Source organism: Elongatibacter sediminis (assembly GCF_037892215.1).
Taxonomy (GTDB): Bacteria; Pseudomonadota; Gammaproteobacteria; order Xanthomonadales; family SZUA-36; genus Elongatibacter; species Elongatibacter sediminis.
In genome coordinates this window covers 163,642-181,185 of the sequence record NZ_JAZHOG010000002.1, presented here as the reverse complement: position 1 = coordinate 181,185, position 17,544 = coordinate 163,642, and the positions used below count along the sequence as shown (strand labels likewise).

Below are 17,544 nucleotides of genomic sequence, written 5' to 3'. Positions count from 1 at the left end.
TCACCCGTCCTCCAGCTTGAGCTGTTCCGCCTGCTGGCGTTCCAGGTGTGGCGGCATTTCCTCGAACACGTCTTCGAACATCTCATGCACGCCCAGGAACGGGCCTTCGGTCATCGTGCCGTAGCTGCAGGCTTCCTTCCAGCACTCCGTCACGTGATTCTTCAGATCTTGTTCGAGCTCGGCATGCTGTTCGTCGGACCAGATGCCGAGTGCGATCAGGTGGCCCTTCAGACGGGCCATCGGGTCGCCGAGTGGAAAAGCATCCCATTCGTCCCTGGGCCGGTATCGGGTGGGGTCGTCACTGGTGGAATGGGCGCCGCCACGGTAGGTCACGAGTTCGATCAGCGTGGGTCCGCCGCCGTCCCGCGCGCGCCGGGCCGCCCAGTCGGTGACCGCGTAAACCGCCAACAGGTCATTGCCGTCCACCCGGATTCCCGGTACACCGAGGCCGAGGCCACGCGCGGCGAACGGGCGGCGTTCCCCGCCCGCCACGCCCTGGAAGGTCGAAATGGCCCATTGATTATTGACGACGTTGAGAATCACCGGGGCCTGGTAGACGGCGGCGAAGGTCAGCGCGTAGTGAAAATCGGCTTCGGCCGTGCTGCCGTCGCCGACCCAGGATGCGGCGATGTCGTCTTCGCCCTTGATCGCCGCCCCCATGGCCCAGCCAACGGCTTGCGGGTACTGGGTGGCCAGATTGCCGGAGATGGTGAAGACCCGGCCTTTGGCGTTCTGGTAGAAAATCGGCATCTGCCGGCCGCGGCAGAAATCGCGCGTGTTCGAAAGGCACTGACTCATCATGTCGACCAGACCGGTCTCCCGCATGATGTACAGGCCCTGGTTGCGGTAGGACGGGAACAGCATATCCGTCGGCCGCAGCGCCAGGCCGGCGCCGATGGAGACAGCCTCTTCGCCCAGTGACTGGATGTAGAACGTGATTTTGCCCTGCCGTTGCATGCGTTGCATGCGGTCATCGAACTGGCGCACCAGAACCATCAGCCGCAGGGCTTCCAGCAGGGTGTCGTGGCTGAGTCCCGGATCCCAGGGGCCCTGGGCGACGTGGTTATCGTCCAAAACGCGGACGAGGCCGTGTGCCAGGGGCTCCATTTCGGCCACGCGCGAGCCGGTCACAGGCCGTTCGGCTTCTCCGGCAGCCTGCAGTTTCAGATAACTGAAGTCGGGTTTCTCGCCCGGGCGCGCCGAGGCATGGGGAATGTGGATCCGGGGTTTCTGACTCATACCAGGGAATTCCTTGTGCTGAATCTGAACTGGACAATTGTACGTGATGCCGACCGCGAATTATAAACGCCCGGCTCCCGGAGTAATGTTCAGATTTGAACCAGAATATCCGCTATTTCTCCGTGCCGGCGGTTTGGATACGTATTTTCGTCCCCGGCCCGGGGGGTTGCTTGCGTGCAACCCGGGCCCGGTTCCGGAGTGGGCACGTCATCGTCCCTGCGGGCCGAGTGTCCTTTCGATCGCGGGGGTGAGGATTTCGAGTGCGGTTTTCTCGCAGGGCGGGAGCGAGGCGGAGCTTTCACCCAGTGGCGAGGTCCGTTCCCCCCATCGCAGCAACGCCGCAGCACGGGTCAGTCCGGCGCCGAACGCCGCGAGCAGTACGCGGTCCCCGGGCTTGATCCGCTCCTGTTCCAGCGCCTCGACCAGGGCCACGGGAATGGTGGCCGCGGAGGTGTTGCCGTAGCGGTCGATATTGACCACCACCTGGTCGCTTTCGAGGCCCAGGTACCGCGCCAGGGATTCGATGATTCGTTCGTTGGCCTGGTGAGGAATGACGAGATCGATGTCCTCGAAATCCAGTTTCAGCCGATCGAGAACGATGCGGGTTTCACGTGCCATGCCCTTGACGGCCCGCCGGAAAATTTCGCGACCGTCAAACTGCACACCGAACACTTCGTAATGCTCGACGAAGCGGTCGCCCGCGGTGCCGAAATTCGGTACGTGCAGGGCTTCCAGGGCCTCACCCTCGCAACCCAGGTGGGCGTCCAGCAGTCCACATTCGGCCTCCGTGGGCTCCAGCACCACCGCGCCCGCACCGTCGCCGAACAGGACCGCGGTATCGCGCAACGACCAGTTCAGAAACCAGGTGATCCGTTCGCTGCCCACCACCAGGGCGCAGCGGTAGCCGCCGCTGCGGACCAGGGCCGTTGCGGTGTTGAGGGCATAGACGAACCCGCTGCAGCCGGCGTTGAGATCGAACACGGCGGCGTTGACGGCACCGAGTTTGCGCTGCACGTGCGCGGCACAGCTTGGTATGACCGTATCGGGCGTGCAGGTGGCCACGATCAGCAGGTCGACCTCTTCGGGGGACTTTCCGGCCGCGGCGAGGGCGCGGGCACAGGCCACCCGGGCCAGTTCGCTGGGTGGCACGTGCGATACGCGCCGCTCGCGAATGCCGGACCGGGTTCGAATCCACTCGTCCGAGGTATCGATGACCGAAGCCATGTCGTCGTTGGTCATGACGGCCGGTGGCAGGCATTTGCCCCAACCGGTGATGTCGGCAAACCTTTTCACGGTGAACTCCGTTCGAGAGGATCCGGCCGGGCGGGCAACGGCCCGATCAGACCCGAAATTCGGGAGGGTGGAGCGGCAAGTTGTCCCATCAATGTCTCAGCACCACGGTGCGATGCCCGTTTTCGAACACCCGATGCTCCGCGTGCCAGCGCACGGCCCGGTTGAGCACCACGCTCTCGACATCCTGACCCAGACGTTCGAGTTCCCCGGCCGTCATGGTGTGATCCACTCGCACGACGTCCTGCTCGATGATGGGGCCTTCATCCAGTTCGGTGTTCACATAGTGAGCGGTGGCGCCGATCAATTTGACCCCGCGTTCGAAAGCCTGATGGTAGGGGCGGGCGCCCTTGAAGCCCGGCAGGAACGAATGGTGAATGTTGATGGCCCGCCCACCCAGCACGCTGCACGCATGTGGCGTCAGGATCTGCATGTAGCGTGCGAGGATCAGCAGTTGCGACCCGGTTTCTTCGAACAGGTCCAGAATGCGGGCTTCCTGCTCGGGCTTGCGGCCGGGTTCGATCCGGAAATGGTGGTAGGGCAAGCCATACCATTCCACCCGGGAACGCTGATCCTCGTGATTGGACACGACCCCGGTGATCTCGATGGGGAGGTGCCCGTCGGACCAGCGATAGAGCAGGGAATTCAGACAATGGCTTTGACGGGAGACCGCGATCAGCGTGCGCAATTTTTGGTTGGGAGGAATGATACTGAAAGTCATGGCGAAACGCCGCGCCACGGACTCCTTGAACGCCGCCTGCAGCGCCCGGGTTTCGTCGTCCGATGTCGCGTCGTCTTCGAATACGGTGCGTATGAAGGACTTCTGAGCCATGTCATCGACGAAATGCGACATTTCGGTGATGAGGCCGCCACGGTCGGCGATGAAGCCGGTCACCGCCGCCACGATTCCCACCGTGTCGGTGCAACTGGCCTTGAGCGTGTAAGCATTACGTTTCATGCAGGTATTTCCGATTCGTTCGCTGCGGACCGGGCGAGATTCCGCGTGGCGTGGTGATAATGCAGTATCGCAGCCGCTTGTTCCAGCGCATCCGATGGCGCCTGCCGGCCGGATGGTGCCTGCACGGGAACTTGATTCCCGAAAAACAGTCATACCGGTTGGCACCGCGGTGGCGACGCCCGGTCTGTCCGTGCAGTTGAAATCGGCCCCCAGCCGGTTCTTCGGCAACGGCGGTCCGTGTGGCGTACCCACCGCAGCCCGGCCGAACGCGATGAGGGAAGCGGGCCCGAATGAGTCAGATTGCCCCAATTTCGAACAACCGCGGCCGACCTGTAGCCGTTATCATTGAGGAATCTGAATTGATCCCCTGGGTCTCGCCGATGTTATTGCGCCTTCTTGTCCTGTTCACGGGATTCTTTCTCATTGCATCCACCTCCTGGGCCCAGGCTCCGGATGTCATCGTCACGCGGGCAGCGGTCAAGGCCTTTCCGCTGTCGGCCGAGGCCCTGGGTAACGCCCGCGCCAACGAAGCCATCGAGGTTCGCGCTGAAATCACCGCCGCGATCACGGCGATTCGTTTCGAAGAAGGACAATGGGTCGAGCAGGGAACGGTGCTGGTCGAGCTCGAGAACGCCGAGCAGCTCGCTGAGCTGGCGGCCGCGAAAGCGGCTCTGGTGGAATCCCGGAGTCAGTACCAGCGGGCCGAGGAGTTGTACCGCACGAACGTGGTGGCTACGTCCCAGCTCGAACAGCTCAAGGCCCAGTTCGAAGCCAACGAAGCGGCGGTTCGGGCGGCGCAATCCCGGCTCGATCACACCATCATCCGGGCCCCGTTTTCAGGACGTCTCGGACTGCGGCGGGTCAGTGTGGGCGCTGTGGTAGATACCGATACCGTGATTACGACGCTTGACGACACTTCGCGAATCAAGCTCGATTTCGACGTGCCCGAGGTTTTCGTTGCCCGCCTGGAACCGGGCTTGAGAGTGCTGGCCCGCAGCGCGGCCTGGCCGGACCAGCATTTCGAAGGTCAGGTCACCACCATCGACACCCGGCTGGACCCCGTGACCCGAACAGTCACGGTCCGCGCGCTGTTGCCGAACGAGGAGGGTTACCTGCGGCCCGGCATGTTTCTGACCGTGTCTCTGTTGAAGGACGATGTACTGGCCCTGATGGTGCCGGAAGAGGCCATCGTGCCCGAACGCAGCAAGCAGTTCGTTTTCGTGGTGACGCCGGGTGACCTGGTTGAAATGCGTGAAGTCCGCACCGGCCGCCGCCGGCCCGGTGAAGTGGAAGTATTGCAGGGGCTTGCGGATGGTGAATGGGTGATTTCCGAAGGCACCCAGAAAGCGCGGGACGGCGAACCCGTCAACGTGGCCTCACGCGTCGAAGCCGGCTGAGCCAGAACATGTTCCTTTCCGACGTTTCGGTCCGTCGCCCGGTATTCGCAACGGTCATTTCCATGCTGCTGCTGATCCTGGGGCTGGCGGCACTGACCGATCTGCCGGTGCGGCAGTATCCCGATATCGATTCGCCGGTCGTGTCCATCGAAACGAGTTACCGCGGTGCGTCGGCCGAAGTGGTCGAAACCAAGGTCACCCAGGTCATCGAGGACGTCATCGCCGGCATCGAGGGCATCGAAAAACTGACCTCGACCAGCCGTGACGAACGTTCGGATATCCGGGTCGAATTCGCTGTCAGCCGCGATGTCGATGCGGCGGCCAACGACATCCGTGACCGCGTCGCCCGGGTGGTCGATCAGTTGCCGCGGGAGGCGGATCCACCCGAGATCGCCAAGTCCGACAGTGCTTCCGACCCCGTCATGTACCTGAACCTGACGTCGGATCGTCACGACGGCCTGCAACTCACCGATTTCGCCGAACGCTACCTCGTCGACCGCCTGTCGACCGTGCCCGGGGTCGCGCGTGTCCGTATCTCCGGTTCGCGCCGCTACGCCATGCGTATCTGGTTGGACCGCGAAGCGCTGGCCGCGCGCAGCCTCACGGTCAACGATGTGCAGAATGCCCTGTTGTCCGAAAACGTCGAACTGCCGGCGGGGCGGCTGGAATCGGTGGAGCGTGAGTTCACGCTGAGAACGACCACCAATTACGTGGAAGAAAGTGATTTTCGCGAACTGGTCATCGGCCGGGGGCCCGACGGGCAGGTAGTCCGCCTCGGTGAGGTGGCCGACGTCCGGGTGGGTGCCGAAGACGAGCGCAGCGTCGCGCGCGCCAACGGCGACGAGGCGGTTTCGCTGGCGATCGAGCAGTTGTCGAAAGCCAACAGCGTGGCGGTTTCCGACGGCGTGCAGGTGGAAATGGAAATCATCCAGCCCGATCTGCCCGAAGGGATGATGCTGGGCGTCAATTACGACCGGGCGGAGTTCATTCGCGCATCGATGCGCGAGGTGTACATTGCGCTGTTCGTCGCCATCGGGCTGGTGCTGGTGGTGATCTACCTGTTTCTCGGTTCGCTGCGCGTGACCCTGATTCCGGCGCTGGTGGTGCCGGTGTCGGTGATTTCGACGTTTATCGTCATGGCCGCGATGGGCTATACCATCAATATCCTGACACTGCTCGGGCTGGTGCTGGCCATCGGTCTGGTGGTCGACGATGCCATCGTGGTGCTGGAGAATATTTTCCGGCGGGTCGAGCAGGGCGAGAAACCCCTGCTCGCGGCGCTCAACGGCTCGCGCGAAATCGGCTTTGCGGTGCTCGCCACCACGCTGGTCCTGGTGGCGGTATTCGTGCCGCTGTCGTTCATTGAAGGCGACGTCGGCCGCCTGTTCCGGGAGTTCGGGATCACCCTGGCGGCCGCGGTGCTGTTCTCGATGATCGTGGCGCTGACCCTGACCCCCATGCTGTGCTCGAAAATGCTGAGCGAATCCTCGTTGCGCGGCGGTCTGGCACACCACGTCGACCGGGTGTTCAACCGACTGGCATCCGTCTACCGGGGCATACTGGAAAAATTTGTCGCGCGGCCGTTCATAGCCGTCGCCATTCTGCTGGGGCTGACCGGTCTCTCAGCCGGACTGGTCACGAGCCTGCCCACGGAATACGCACCGTCTGAGGATCGCGGCGCGTTCTTCGTCTTGCTGCGGGCGCCGGACGGCGCGAGTTTCGATTACATGGACCGGTACGCACGCCAGATGGAATCCATCCTGATCGAGGAACTCGGCGAGGGGCGGACGGTCCGGCGGTTCCTCACGCGGGTGCCGGGGAGGTTTGGTGGTGCTGAAGTCAATTCCGCCCGTGCCATCGTGCTGCTGGAGCACTGGGACGAACGCGATGAGACCGACAAGGAAGTGGCTGCCCGGTTGCGCGAACGGCTGGAGAAATTGCCCGGTGTCCGTTCCTTCGTCAACACCGGCGGCAGCCTCGGCATACGCTCTAACGGCCGGCCGGTATCCATGGTCATTGGTGGCCCGGACTACGACCAGCTGCAGCGCTGGCGTGACCAGGTGATGCTGGGTCTGCAGGGCGTGGATGAACTGGAGAACCCCGACAGCAATTACCAGGAACGCAAGCCGCAGATGCAGGTTGCGGTGGATCGCAATCGCGCGGCGACCCTGGGCGTTTCGTTGCTGGCTGTGGGCACGACGCTGGAGACCATGCTCGGCTCGCGGGTGGTGACCACCTACATTGACCGCGGACGTGAGTACAACGTGATCCTGATGGGTCGGGAATCGGACCGGGCCAGTCCCGATGACCTGGCCAACCTGTACGTGCGGTCGGATCTTTCCAATGAACTGATTCCCCTGTCCAATCTCGTGACGCTGGAGGAAACCGCCGGGCCGACGGAACTCAATCGGCACGACCGCATGCGCTCGATCACCATCGACGCCGCACTGACCGAAGGGGTACGCCTGGGGCAGGGCATCGAGGCCCTCGAAGCGGTCACGCAGTCGACGCTTCCGGCGGCGGCTCGCATCAGCTGGGACGGTGAAAGCAAGGAATACCTGGAGACGGGGCAGTCCCTGTACATCACCTTCGCCCTGGCGTTGATCATCGTCTTTCTGGTGCTCGCCGCACAGTTCGAGAGTTTCATCAATCCGCTGGTGATCCTGGTGACCGTTCCGCTGGCGATGACCGGGGCGCTGGTCGGGCTGTGGGCCTACGGTTCGTCGATCAATGTGTTCAGTCAGATCGGGGCCATCCTGTTGATCGGACTGTCCGCCAAGAACGGGGTGCTGATTGTGGAATTCGCCAACCAGTTGCGCGATCGCGGGCGTTCCATCTCGGATGCGGTGCTGGAAGCCGCCTCGGTGCGTCTGCGGCCGATTCTGATGACCAGTGCGGCGACCACGTTCGGCGCCCTGCCGCTGCTGCTGGGCAGCGGCGCCGGTGCGGAATCGCGGCAGCCCATCGGTATCGTCGTTGTGTTTGGCGTGGCGATTTCCGCGGCCCTGACCCTGTTCATCGTGCCTTCCCTGTACGTGCTGCTGGCTCGCAAGACCTCCTCGCCGCAGCGGGTGACCCGCCTGATTGAACAGTTGCAGCGGGCGGCGCCGGGTACCGCGCCGGAGAAGCCCGGGGCCTGAACGGATGGCCGATTCCGGGCCTGCTATCATGACCCTATGGCAGTGAGCGAGCCAACACCGCGATGACCGAGCACGCACTTTACCGTTACACCTCCATCGGTCGTCCGCTCGAACCCGCGGTTCCCAGTAACAAGGCGGTTCTGATTCTGTTGCCCCTGGCGTTTATCGGCGGCGCAGCGGCCGGGTTCGCCGGCCTGGAACAGGGTGCCTTGAATGCGCTGCGCCTCGGCGGGATTTCGCTGTTGGCGGCTTTCGGTTGCTGGGCACTGGGTCGCGAACTGCTGCCGGACGACCCGATTGCCGCGTTCGTGGCCATGGCCCTGGGTTTTCTGGTATCGCTGGCGTCTGACGCACCGGGATTGCTGACCCTGTTCACCACCCTGTTCCTGGCGCGCATCGTCAACCGCACCACCGGTCTGAAAGCGCGGGTTCCCGATTCGCTGATGGTGACCGGACTGGTGATATGGACCGTGTACGCGACGGCCAGTCCGTGGTTCGGGGCCGTCGGCGCCCTCGCATTCCTGCTCGACGCCAGCCTGCGAAGACCGTTGAAGCGACAACTGCTTTACGCGCTGCTGTGTGCCGGCTCCATGGTGGTGTACATCGTCGATTACGACGTCAACTGGCTTACGGTCATCACCCCCGGCAGCCTGATTCAATGGCTGGGTGTATTCGCACTCGTGTTGTTTTCACTGAATCTCGTGCTGATGCGCAAGGTGCATTCCCGCGATGATGTGCATGGCGAGCGGCTTCCCGTCGAGCGGGTCAAAGGCGCCATGGTCATCGGCCTGCTGGCGGCGTTGCAGGGCCTGGACACCATGCCCGATGTCGTGCTGCTGGTCGCGACCATTGGCGGGCTTTGCCTGGGCATCGCTTTTCGCCGTGCCTTTCGCAGTTCAGCCAAGGGCCTGCGCGCGGCCTGACCGCCCGGCCCATTCATCCACCCCTGCTTACGGGAGGTATTTCATGAGGAAACCCATACGGATTGTCTGCCTGTTGGGCGCTGTTGTGTTCTACGGGTCGGCCGCGGCTGGGGACCTGTCCGTCGCGGCACGCGTCGAACAGGCCATGTTCGGTGATCACCGCTCGGAAGCCAATCAGGCGCGAAACCGCTACCGACACCCGGTGGGCACGCTCGAATTTCTGGGTCTGAAGGACGGCATGAAGGTGCTGGAAATCTGGCCCGGTGGTGGTTGGTACAGCGAAGTACTGGCGCCGGTGCTGCGCCACCATGGCCAGTTTGTCGTGGCGAGCTGGGACCCCGATGTCGAAGGCCAGCCGGACTACCGTTATCAACTGCACGATGCGCTGCTGGAAAAGTTCGCGGCTGCACCCGAACTGTACGACCAGGTCGTCGTGACACCCTGGTCGCCGCCGGAGTCGCCATCCCTCGGTGCGGCGGATTCCTTCGACCTGGTACTGACTTTTCGCAATACCCACGGCTGGGTGAGCGAGGGACTGGCGGACGATGTGTTCGCTGAGTTCGCGCGCGTGCTGAAGCCCGGTGGCGTGCTGGGCGTGGTTCAGCACCGGGCCGCGCCGGGTGCGGATCCGGCCATGTCCGCTGAGAACGGATACGTGCCCGAGCAGACCGTCATCGACCTGGCGCGTGCCGCCGGCCTGTATCTGGAGGCCCGATCGGACGTCAACGCCAATCCCGCCGATGATCATGATCACCCCGAAGGCGTCTGGAGTCTGCCACCCGGACTGGCGGTCTGCGCTCCGGAGAGTGATGCCGGCGCCAGGGCGAAATGTGAAGCCGAGTACCGCGCGATCGGCGAAAGCGATCGCATGACCCTGCGCTTCAGGAAACCCGTGGGTTGAGATTTTGTCCGTGACGGGCCGGCACCGGGGCCGGTGTCCGGCCCGACACGGCCAGTTCCCGCACCAGGCGCCCGAGCGCTTCCAGCCCCGATTCGATGGCTTCGGACCAGGGGTGCCCAAAACTGAGTCGCATGTAGTTCCGGTAGCGATCCGCGGGCGAGAAAATGCGCCCCGGCGTGATGCTGATGCCGATATCGATCGCTCGGTCGAAAAGTACCTCGGAATCCACGCCACCGGGCAATTCCAGCCACAGGACCGATCCGCCGCATGGCCGTGAAATCGCGGTTTCCGCCGGAAAATACTGTTCGATGCAGGCAATCATGCGTTCCGCGTTGTGCTGCAGCTTCGGCCGCAGGCGGTTGAGGTGACGATCGTAGTCCCCCGAGTTGATGAATTCTCTCAGCGTGAGTTGCTGCAACAGGCCGGACGAACACGAAATCGCGCGCTTGAGCTTGCGGGCGCGGCCGAGATGGCGTCCGGGCAGCAGCCAGCCGATTCGGTAGCCCGGCGCAACGGTCTTGGAAAACGAACCCACCGTCAGTACCTGCCCGCGCTGCGCGTAGAACTGGGCGGGGCGGGGCCGTTCGCCGGAAAATACGAGATCACCGTACACGTCGTCTTCGATCAGCGGTACGTCACGGCTTTCCAGCAGTTGGACGAGGTTCCGCCGGCCCTCGTCGGAACTGACGCAACCCAGCGGATTGCTGACGGCGGCCGAGAACAGGCAGGCGCGGATGTCGTGCTCTTCCAGGGCCTTGCTCAACGCCGACAGTGAGACCCCGTTGACCGGACAGGTATCGATCTCCAGGGCCAGCATGCCCAGACTTTCGATCAATTCCAGCCCGCCGTAGTAGGCGGGGCTTTCGACGGCGATGACGTCTCCGCTGCGCGCCACCGATTGCAGGGCCAGGGTCAGTGCTTCCTGGCCGCCGTTGGTGATCAGAACTTCGGCCGGATCCACCGAACCGCCCTGATTGAGATAGCGGTATGCGATCTGGCGGCACAGACCGGGGTCGCCGTAGGCCGGGGCGTACCCGAGAAGCCGGCTTTCGGTCCGTGCCATGACCCGTTTCATCGCTCGGTGCAGGGTCCGGGTGGCGGGGTGGGCCATGCCGGGGTTGGCAATTCCCAGGGGCAGCAGCCCGGTCTGGTGAATGTGGTCGTACACCCGGTCGATCAGCGCCTGTCGCTTGACCGTCGACGGCTTGCCGCTCACCCGGGCACCACGAACCAGGCGGTTCTGGCGGCTGGCCTGGACGAAGTATCCGGACTTGGGGCGGGCCTCGATGCGGCCCTGGCGTTCGAGTTCGAGATAGGCCTGGCGGACTGTCGGAACGCTGATGTCCAGGCGCCGGCTCAGGCCGCGCAGCGAGGGCAGTCGATCACCGGGACGCAGAGCCCCGTTCTCCACCTGTCCGGCGATCAGGTGGACCACCTGCTCATACAGGAAGGTGCCGTCGGTCTTATCCACGGTCAACATGGGGAAGGCTCCGAAGATTTTGTCTGGAACAAGCTGTATATGTCACATTTTAAAAAAAGTGTGTCTGTTCAGTAGACAGTCTGCATTCTAAGCTCATTCCCGTAATCGATCAATCCTGCTCCGTTCGCCGCCGCCCGGCGGTGCGGGCGGGGCGGAACAGGCGGTCAACGGAGAGACGACATGACCGATGTCATTCTTTACATGGTCACGGTTCTGGTCTGGGGCAGTACCTGGCTGGTGATCAATTTCCAATTGGGTGAGGTCGCCCCGGAAGTGTCGGTGGTCTACCGCTATGCCATTGCGGCCGTGTTGCTTTTCGCCTGGTGCCGGGTTCGCGGCGTGCAGCTGAGTTATGGACTCAAGGCCCATGTTCGATTCATGTTGCTGGGCTTGCTGCTGTTCGGAATCAATTACATCGCGACCTACTCGGCGCAGGCTTACATCGCTTCCGCGCTCAACGCCGTCGTTTTCTCGAGCATGATGTGGATGAACGTGCTCAACACCCGGCTGTTTTTCGGCACCCGCATCGAGCCCAGGGTGGGGGTGGGCGCGCTCATCGGCGTGGCCGGTCTCGCGATACTGTTCTGGCCCGGAATCGTGGACGTGAATCTCACCAACCGGACCCTGATCGGGGCCGGCCTCAGCCTGGGCGGCGCCCTGGTCGCCTCGCTGGGTAACATGGTTTCGCACCGCGCCCAGCGTGAAGGTCTCCCCATCGTGCCGTCCAATGCGTGGGGCATGTTCTACGGGGCCATCGTGACGGCGCTGATCGCGTGGCGCCGGGATCTGCCGTTCAACTTCGAGTACACGGCATCCTACGTAGCCTCGTTGCTCTACCTGTCGATATTCGGTTCCATTTTCGCGTTCGGCACCTACCTCAAATTGCTCGGTCGGATTGGTCCCGCCCAGGCGGGTTATGCCGTGGTGATGTTTCCGGTCGTGGCGGTGTTGCTGTCGGTCGCGTTCGAAGGGCTGGTCGTCGATTGGCACGTGCTGGCCGGGATTGCCCTGGTCATCACGGGCAACCTGGCCATTCTGGGGGGGCGCAGGCTCGTGCGGGGGGTGCGGCAATGGGCGCGCGGGGTCCTTGCCGCCTTTCGTTTGGCCCGCGGGCCGGCCCGGTTCAACGGACCGTCGACGGCGGGCCTGGTGAATCGCCTGTTCGAACGCAAGACCCTGAAACAGCCGGCTTGCCGCGAAGGCGGCTGAGACGCCGGACCCGCCCGGATGCCGCAAGGCGATCCAGGCCGGCCGGCGTGATGGCTCGAACCCGCGGGCCGGTCGGCTTCACTGATCGCCGCGAGCGCACTCCAGGGCTTCGCTGGCCGCGAGCCAGTCTTCTTCCAGTTGTTCCAGCCGGCTTCGCGCCTCGCCTTGCTCACGGACCAGTCCGGTGAGTTCGTCGCGCCGCTCCGGTTCGTTGTACAGGGCATCGTCCGCCAGTTTGCGTTCCAGCAATTCGCAGGCCATTCGTACCCGGTTCATTTCCTTCTCGATGCGTTGCACTCGGTCGCGCAGTGGTTTGAGCGCCTCGCGGGCCCGCGCCTTTTCCTGACGGCGGGCGCGCTGGCTGCCGCGGGACGTCGCCGGATTCCCCCGGTCCTTGCCGTCCGTGCTCGCGTCGCGGTCTGTGGTTTCCTCGTCGCGTTCGGTCAACCACGCGGCATAGTCGTCCAGGCTGCGGTCGAAGCGGTCGGCCATGCCATCATGGACGACGATCAGTTCGTCACAGACCGTGCGCAACAGGTGGCGGTCATGGGCAATCACGACCAGTGCGCCGGAATAGTCGTTCAATGCCATGCTCAGGGCCTGCCGCATCTCCAGATCCAGGTGATTGGTGGGCTCGTCGAGCAGCAGCAGGTTAGGCCTCAGACGAATCAGCAGCGCCAGCACGAGCCGGGCTTTTTCCCCACCGGAAAAAGGCGCGACCGGATCGAAAATCCGTTCACCCGCGAAGCCGAACCGACCGAGATACTGGCGCAGTTCGCTTTCCGTGCTGCCCGGTTCGCGTGACTGCAGATGCGCGAGCGGACTTTGCTGCGGGTCGAGTTGCTCCAGCTGATGTTGCGCGAAATAGCCGATTACCGTGTCCCGGTGCACGATTCGTTGGCCGGACAGCAGGGTGCTGCCGTCGGCCAGCGCCCGGACCAGGGTTGATTTTCCCGCGCCGTTGACGCCCAGCAGTCCCAGGCGCTGCCCGGCCTCGATGCCCAGGTTGACATTGGACAACACGGGTTGGCCCTTCGCGTAACCCAGTTGCGCGTCCTCCATCTTGAGCAGGTGCTGTGGCTGACGTCCGGGTTCCAGGAACGTGAAGTGAAACGGGGAGTCCACGTGGGCCGGCGCGATCAGGGTCATGCGTTCGAGCATGCGCAGGCGGCTTTGGGCCTGCCGCGCCTTGGAAGCCTTGTAACGAAAGCGATCGACAAAGGACTGAATGTGACGAATTTCCTTCTGCTGCTTCTCGTGCATGGCCTGCTGCTGCGCCAGACGGGCCGTGCGGACCTCCTCGAACTGGCTGTAGTTGCCGCCATAGAGCGTGACATGTTGCTGCTCGATATGCGCGATACGCGTGCACACGGCATCGAGAAAGTCGCGATCGTGCGAGATGACAAGCAGCAACCCGGGGTAGCGGGCGAGCCAGTTCTCCAGCCACAGAATGGCCGGCAGGTCGAGGTGGTTGGTGGGCTCGTCCAGCAGCAGCAGATCGGACTGGCGCATCAGGGCCTGGGCCAGCGCGAGCCGTACCCGCCAGCCGCCCGAGAACGCCGATACCTCCCATTCGGTTTGTTCCGGCTCGAATCCAAGTCCGTGCAGCAGCGCGCCGGCCCGGGCCCGGGCCGCGTAACCGTCGGCATCCTCGAACGCTTCATAGGCTCGCGCCAGGGCTTTCGCATCGGCTTCGGATTCGTCCTCGGTTCCCGCCTCGGCTTGCCGGATCGCGGCTTCGGCCGCACGCAGCTCAATGTCCCCGTCCAGCACGAAATCCAGCGCGCTGCGCTCGGAATCGGGTGTTTCCTGAGCCACTGCCGCGATGCGGCAGCCTGCCTGCAGGCTGATTTCGCCGGCGTCGGTCTGCAGTCCGCCGAGTATCAGTTCGAACAGAGATGATTTTCCGCTGCCATTGGCGCCGGTCACGCCCACACGCTGGCCCGCGTGAGCCTGGAAGGTCGCGTCCTCGAACAGGATGCGTGTTCCCCGGCGCAGCCGGACCTGATTCAGTTGCAGCATGGTTGCCAGTCATTCCTTCGGAAAACGGGCGGAGATGCCCGGGAGGCGGCCGGCTGCAATCCCGGCCATTGCAGCCTATTATAAGCGTACCCGTCGGCCGGAACCCATGTTCCGCCGTCGCGCCACGGAGCGTGGATGACACAGACCAACCCGCAGAACGCCAAACCCGAGCCCGCGCTCCGGAGCATCAATTCGCCCGAATCGTTCGTCGCACCCTGCCGGGATCTGGCTCCGTCCGCGCCGCTGGACTGGCTGCGGATGGGGTGGGGTGATTTCAGGAGGACTCCGGTCCTGAGCCTGATCTGGGGGGCGTTCTCGGTGGCCTTGTTCGGAGCTGTCGCCGCCCTGGCCTGGGTGCTCGGTGGGTGGGTGCTGCTGATCAGCGTCCTTTCCGGATTCATTTTCATCGCTCCGCTGATGGCCTTCGCCTTGTATGCGGTCAGCCGGGCGCTGGATGCCGGTCATCATCCGGGCCTGGCGGAAACCCTGGCGGCGATCCGGCTGCCGTTCGGCAACGCGCTCGTCTTCGCACTGGTCCTGCTGGTGATTTTTCTGCTCTGGGCCCGGGCCGGCTCGATGGTGCATGTATTCTTTCCGGCGGATACCGGGCATGAATGGAGCGGCTTGCTGACCTTTCTCGCTGTCGGATCGGCAATCGGGTCTGTTTTCGCCCTGGTGACATTCGCCGCCAGCGCGTTTTCGCTGCCGTTCATCGCCAATCGCGAGGTGGACGTGGTGACCGCGGTGGTGTCGAGCATCAACGCCGTGCTGCGCAATAAATGGACCATGGCGGTTTGGGTCGTGCTCATCGTCGCACTCATGGCGGCGGGGGTGGCGACGGCACTGCTCGGGCTGGCGGTGATCATACCCTGGCTGGCCTACGCCACCTGGCACGGCTACCGGGCGGCGCTGGATACCTCCGGATTCAAGGTCCTGCCGTCACCGCATGCGGCGAACGGAAACGACTGACAGTGCGCCGATTGTCCGCGCTCGATGCGTCGTTCATCTACCTGGAGGACGACCACAGCCCGATGCACATCGGCGGTGTCTACCTCATGGACGCCGCCACCGCGCCCAAAGGGTTCAGTTATGAGATGTTTCACGCGCACATCCGGGACCGGCTGGCCAGTTCGCGAATTTTTCGTGAACGGCTGGTCGAACCGCCGATTGGACTGGCTCATCCCTGCTGGATCAACGATCCCGGCTTCCAACTCGACCGGCACCTGCCGCGGCTGAGCTTGCCCGCTCCGGGTGGGCGCCGGGAACTCATGCACGTGGCGGCTCATGTATTCGGCGAGGTGCTGGACCGCCGGCGCCCCCTGTGGTCACTGAGTTTCGTCGAAGAAGTAAACGGGGTCGATGGCTTCGCTCCGGGTTCGTACGCGATGATCTCGAAAGTTCATCACGCCGCGGTGGACGGGGGCTCGGGCGTCGAACTGATGGCGGCGTTGCTGGACATCAGCCCGGTGCCCGGGCGGGTTGAGCACGATGACTGGCAGCCAGAAGAGATACCCGGAAGCCTGGCGCTGGTGGGGGGCGCCTGGGCGGGAATGGGCCGGAAATCGAAAGAGCTGGGTCAGGTTCTCGGTGAAGTTGCGCGCGGCGCGGCCCGTATCTATGGCGCGCGTCGGGCGGAACGCATCGATCCGCCGCCCACGCTGCTGTCCGCGCCCCGAACGCGGCTGAACCGTGCGGTGTCGTCGAGCCGGACGTTTTGGGGGACGGATTTCGATTTCGAGCGATATCGGGCTCTGAGGCGCCAGGTTCCCGGGGTGACGGTCAACGATGTCGTGCTGTGCCAGTGCGCCGGCGCACTGCGTGCCTATTTGGCGGAGCGCGACGAATTGCCTCGGAAATCCCTGATTGCCATGACACCCGTTTCGGTGCGCCAGGAGCGTGATCGCGGCAAGATGGGAAACCAGGTGTCCGCGATGTTGGCGGACCTGGCGACCGACGAGCCGGATCCCCTGCGCCGGCTGTTACGCATTCGGCGCGGCACGACCGGCTCAAAAGTCTACGCAAGCGCCATGCCGGCCCACCGCATCGCCGAATTCATCCCCTCCGAAACCCTGGCGGCGGCGGCCCGGGTTTATACGCGCATGCGCCTCGGCGGCCGGCACCGGCCGTTCTTCAACCTGATCATCACCAATGTTCCCGGGCCATCCACGCCCCTGTACCTGGCCGGTGCCCGGCTCGGTGCCCAATTCGGCATGGCGCCGATCATCGACGGCTTGGGGCTGATGGTCGTGGTGCTCACTCACGCCGGGCGCCTGTCGATCAGCCTCACGTCCTGCTACCGGGTGGTACCGGATCCGGACCACCTGGCACACCTCATGGACGCTGCGCTGATCGACCTTGAACGCTCGGTCGCCGCAGCGCCGGCGGATTCGCTTCGAATCGACGACGAAGATTTACCCGACGCAGAGCGCGGAGATGACGCGGCGCCCGCCCTGCAACGCCTGCGCCGGGCCAGCCGCGATCTGGATCGGGCGATCGCGACCCTCGACCGGCGGCTGCGGGAGTAAAAGTGTCCGGCAGGGCGGTGCCGTCCCGTCCCGAACGGGTGACCCGTGAAGGCCCGGCCGGGGCTCAGTCCCAGGTGTTGGCGCGATCGTCGAAATCGCGGCGCTGCGGTTGCACGATGCAGAACCGCTGGCCGGTCGGCGCCTCCATGACGATCCAGCGCTTGACCATGCCGATGCGCCGGGCGCCGAGGGCTTCCAGGCGGCGCGCCTCGGCTTCGAGGTCGTCGGCTTCGATGTCCAGGTGAACCCGGCTCGTGTGAGCGACTTTCTGCACTTCGATGTGCAGGTCGTCCGCGTCCGTGCGCAGGCCGATGTAAGCGGCCGCTTCCTCCGGGTCGTCGAACGGTTTCCGTTCAAGGCCCAGCGCCGCGCTCCAGAAGCCGGCCGCGGCATCCAGGTCGTCGGTTTCGCAGTCGATGATGAAACCGGCCAGTCGGCTCTTGTGCATGGGAGGCTCCGG

Annotated in this window: 13 protein-coding genes; 7 read left to right on the top strand and 6 right to left on the bottom strand. The window is 64.1% G+C overall.

The genetic code is table 11. The features are described 5' to 3' along the window. The 3 genes from V3330_RS03580 to purU form a co-directional block, all read right to left on the bottom strand. Nucleotides 1-1,239 carry a thiamine pyrophosphate-dependent enzyme gene (locus V3330_RS03580; protein ID WP_354694022.1) on the bottom strand — a complete coding sequence of 413 codons (1,239 nt, stop codon included), beginning with the start codon at nucleotides 1,237-1,239 and terminating at the stop codon, nucleotides 1-3. Nucleotides 1,240-1,446: 207 nt separating this feature from the next. After that, nucleotides 1,447-2,532, bottom strand: coding sequence for a ketoacyl-ACP synthase III (locus tag V3330_RS03575; RefSeq protein ID WP_354694021.1), 1,086 nt, complete (start codon nucleotides 2,530-2,532; stop codon nucleotides 1,447-1,449). Nucleotides 2,533-2,620: 88 nt separating this feature from the next. Then, nucleotides 2,621-3,487 carry a formyltetrahydrofolate deformylase gene (gene purU / locus V3330_RS03570; protein WP_354694020.1) on the bottom strand — a complete coding sequence of 289 codons (867 nt, stop codon included), beginning with the start codon at nucleotides 3,485-3,487 and terminating at the stop codon, nucleotides 2,621-2,623. Between the two features lie 380 nt (nucleotides 3,488-3,867). On the opposite strand from purU, the gene V3330_RS03565 reads away from it, so the two are divergent. The 4 genes from V3330_RS03565 to V3330_RS03550 all read left to right on the top strand — a co-directional run bounded on the left by V3330_RS03565 (nucleotide 3,868) and on the right by V3330_RS03550 (nucleotide 9,848). Beyond that, on the top strand, nucleotides 3,868-4,884 hold the full coding sequence (locus V3330_RS03565) for an efflux RND transporter periplasmic adaptor subunit (protein ID WP_354694019.1): 1,017 nt from the start codon (nucleotides 3,868-3,870) through the stop codon (nucleotides 4,882-4,884). Between the two features lie 8 nt (nucleotides 4,885-4,892). Beyond that, entirely contained in the window at nucleotides 4,893-8,024 is a 3,132-nt protein-coding gene (locus V3330_RS03560; RefSeq protein WP_354694018.1) for an efflux RND transporter permease subunit, read from the top strand. 62 nt (nucleotides 8,025-8,086) lie between these two features. Further along, on the top strand, nucleotides 8,087-8,947 hold the full coding sequence (locus tag V3330_RS03555) for a hypothetical protein (protein ID WP_354694017.1): 861 nt from the start codon (nucleotides 8,087-8,089) through the stop codon (nucleotides 8,945-8,947). A 43-nt stretch (nucleotides 8,948-8,990) separates the two neighbouring features. Next, entirely contained in the window at nucleotides 8,991-9,848 is an 858-nt protein-coding gene (locus V3330_RS03550) for a class I SAM-dependent methyltransferase (protein WP_354694016.1), read from the top strand. Here V3330_RS03550 and V3330_RS03545 read toward each other — a convergent pair. After that, complete coding sequence (locus V3330_RS03545; protein ID WP_354694015.1) at nucleotides 9,829-11,328, bottom strand: aminotransferase-like domain-containing protein; 1,500 nt, start codon at nucleotides 11,326-11,328, stop codon at nucleotides 9,829-9,831. The two genes, V3330_RS03550 and V3330_RS03545, sit on opposite strands and share 20 nt — an antisense overlap. Before the next feature lie 180 nt (nucleotides 11,329-11,508). Here V3330_RS03545 and V3330_RS03540 point away from each other — a divergent pair, with 180 nt between their 5' ends. After that, nucleotides 11,509-12,537: a DMT family transporter gene (locus tag V3330_RS03540; protein WP_354694014.1), complete on the top strand. Its 1,029-nt coding sequence runs from the start codon at nucleotides 11,509-11,511 to the stop codon at nucleotides 12,535-12,537. A gap of 78 nt (nucleotides 12,538-12,615) precedes the next feature. Here V3330_RS03540 and V3330_RS03535 read toward each other — a convergent pair whose 3' ends face one another. Next, on the bottom strand, nucleotides 12,616-14,559 hold the full coding sequence (locus V3330_RS03535; protein WP_354694013.1) for an ABC-F family ATP-binding cassette domain-containing protein: 1,944 nt from the start codon (nucleotides 14,557-14,559) through the stop codon (nucleotides 12,616-12,618). Nucleotides 14,560-14,694: 135 nt separating this feature from the next. Here V3330_RS03535 and V3330_RS03530 point away from each other — a divergent pair, with 135 nt between their 5' ends. Next, a complete protein-coding gene (locus V3330_RS03530) occupies nucleotides 14,695-15,528 on the top strand; it encodes a DUF2189 domain-containing protein (RefSeq protein ID WP_354694012.1) in 834 nt (277 codons plus the stop codon). A gap of 2 nt (nucleotides 15,529-15,530) precedes the next feature. Next, complete coding sequence (locus V3330_RS03525) at nucleotides 15,531-17,084, top strand: WS/DGAT/MGAT family O-acyltransferase (RefSeq protein WP_354694011.1); 1,554 nt, start codon at nucleotides 15,531-15,533, stop codon at nucleotides 17,082-17,084. 64 nt (nucleotides 17,085-17,148) lie between these two features. Here the strand turns inward: V3330_RS03525 and V3330_RS03520 are convergent, their stop codons facing one another. Next, the gene (locus V3330_RS03520; RefSeq protein ID WP_354694010.1) at nucleotides 17,149-17,532 is read right to left on the bottom strand and encodes a VOC family protein; all 384 of its coding nucleotides are present in this window, start codon (nucleotides 17,530-17,532) and stop codon (nucleotides 17,149-17,151) included. Nucleotides 17,533-17,544 lie beyond the last annotated feature (12 nt).

Bases quoted from the DNA above. Each gene is read 5' to 3' on its own strand.
- V3330_RS03580 (WP_354694022.1), bottom strand. From the start codon at position 1,239: ATGAGTCAGAAACCCCGGATCCACATTCCCCATGCCTCGGCGCGCCCG.
- purU (WP_354694020.1), bottom strand. From the start codon at position 3,487: ATGAAACGTAATGCTTACACGCTCAAGGCCAGTTGCACCGACACGGTG.
- V3330_RS03565 (WP_354694019.1), top strand. From the start codon at position 3,868: ATGTTATTGCGCCTTCTTGTCCTGTTCACGGGATTCTTTCTCATTGCA.
- V3330_RS03560 (WP_354694018.1), top strand. From the start codon at position 4,893: ATGTTCCTTTCCGACGTTTCGGTCCGTCGCCCGGTATTCGCAACGGTC.
- V3330_RS03555 (WP_354694017.1), top strand. From the start codon at position 8,087: ATGACCGAGCACGCACTTTACCGTTACACCTCCATCGGTCGTCCGCTC.
- V3330_RS03550 (WP_354694016.1), top strand. From the start codon at position 8,991: ATGAGGAAACCCATACGGATTGTCTGCCTGTTGGGCGCTGTTGTGTTC.
- V3330_RS03545 (WP_354694015.1), bottom strand. From the start codon at position 11,328: ATGTTGACCGTGGATAAGACCGACGGCACCTTCCTGTATGAGCAGGTG.
- V3330_RS03540 (WP_354694014.1), top strand. From the start codon at position 11,509: ATGACCGATGTCATTCTTTACATGGTCACGGTTCTGGTCTGGGGCAGT.
- V3330_RS03535 (WP_354694013.1), bottom strand. From the start codon at position 14,559: ATGCTGCAACTGAATCAGGTCCGGCTGCGCCGGGGAACACGCATCCTG.
- V3330_RS03530 (WP_354694012.1), top strand. From the start codon at position 14,695: ATGACACAGACCAACCCGCAGAACGCCAAACCCGAGCCCGCGCTCCGG.
- V3330_RS03520 (WP_354694010.1), bottom strand. From the start codon at position 17,532: ATGCACAAGAGCCGACTGGCCGGTTTCATCATCGACTGCGAAACCGAC.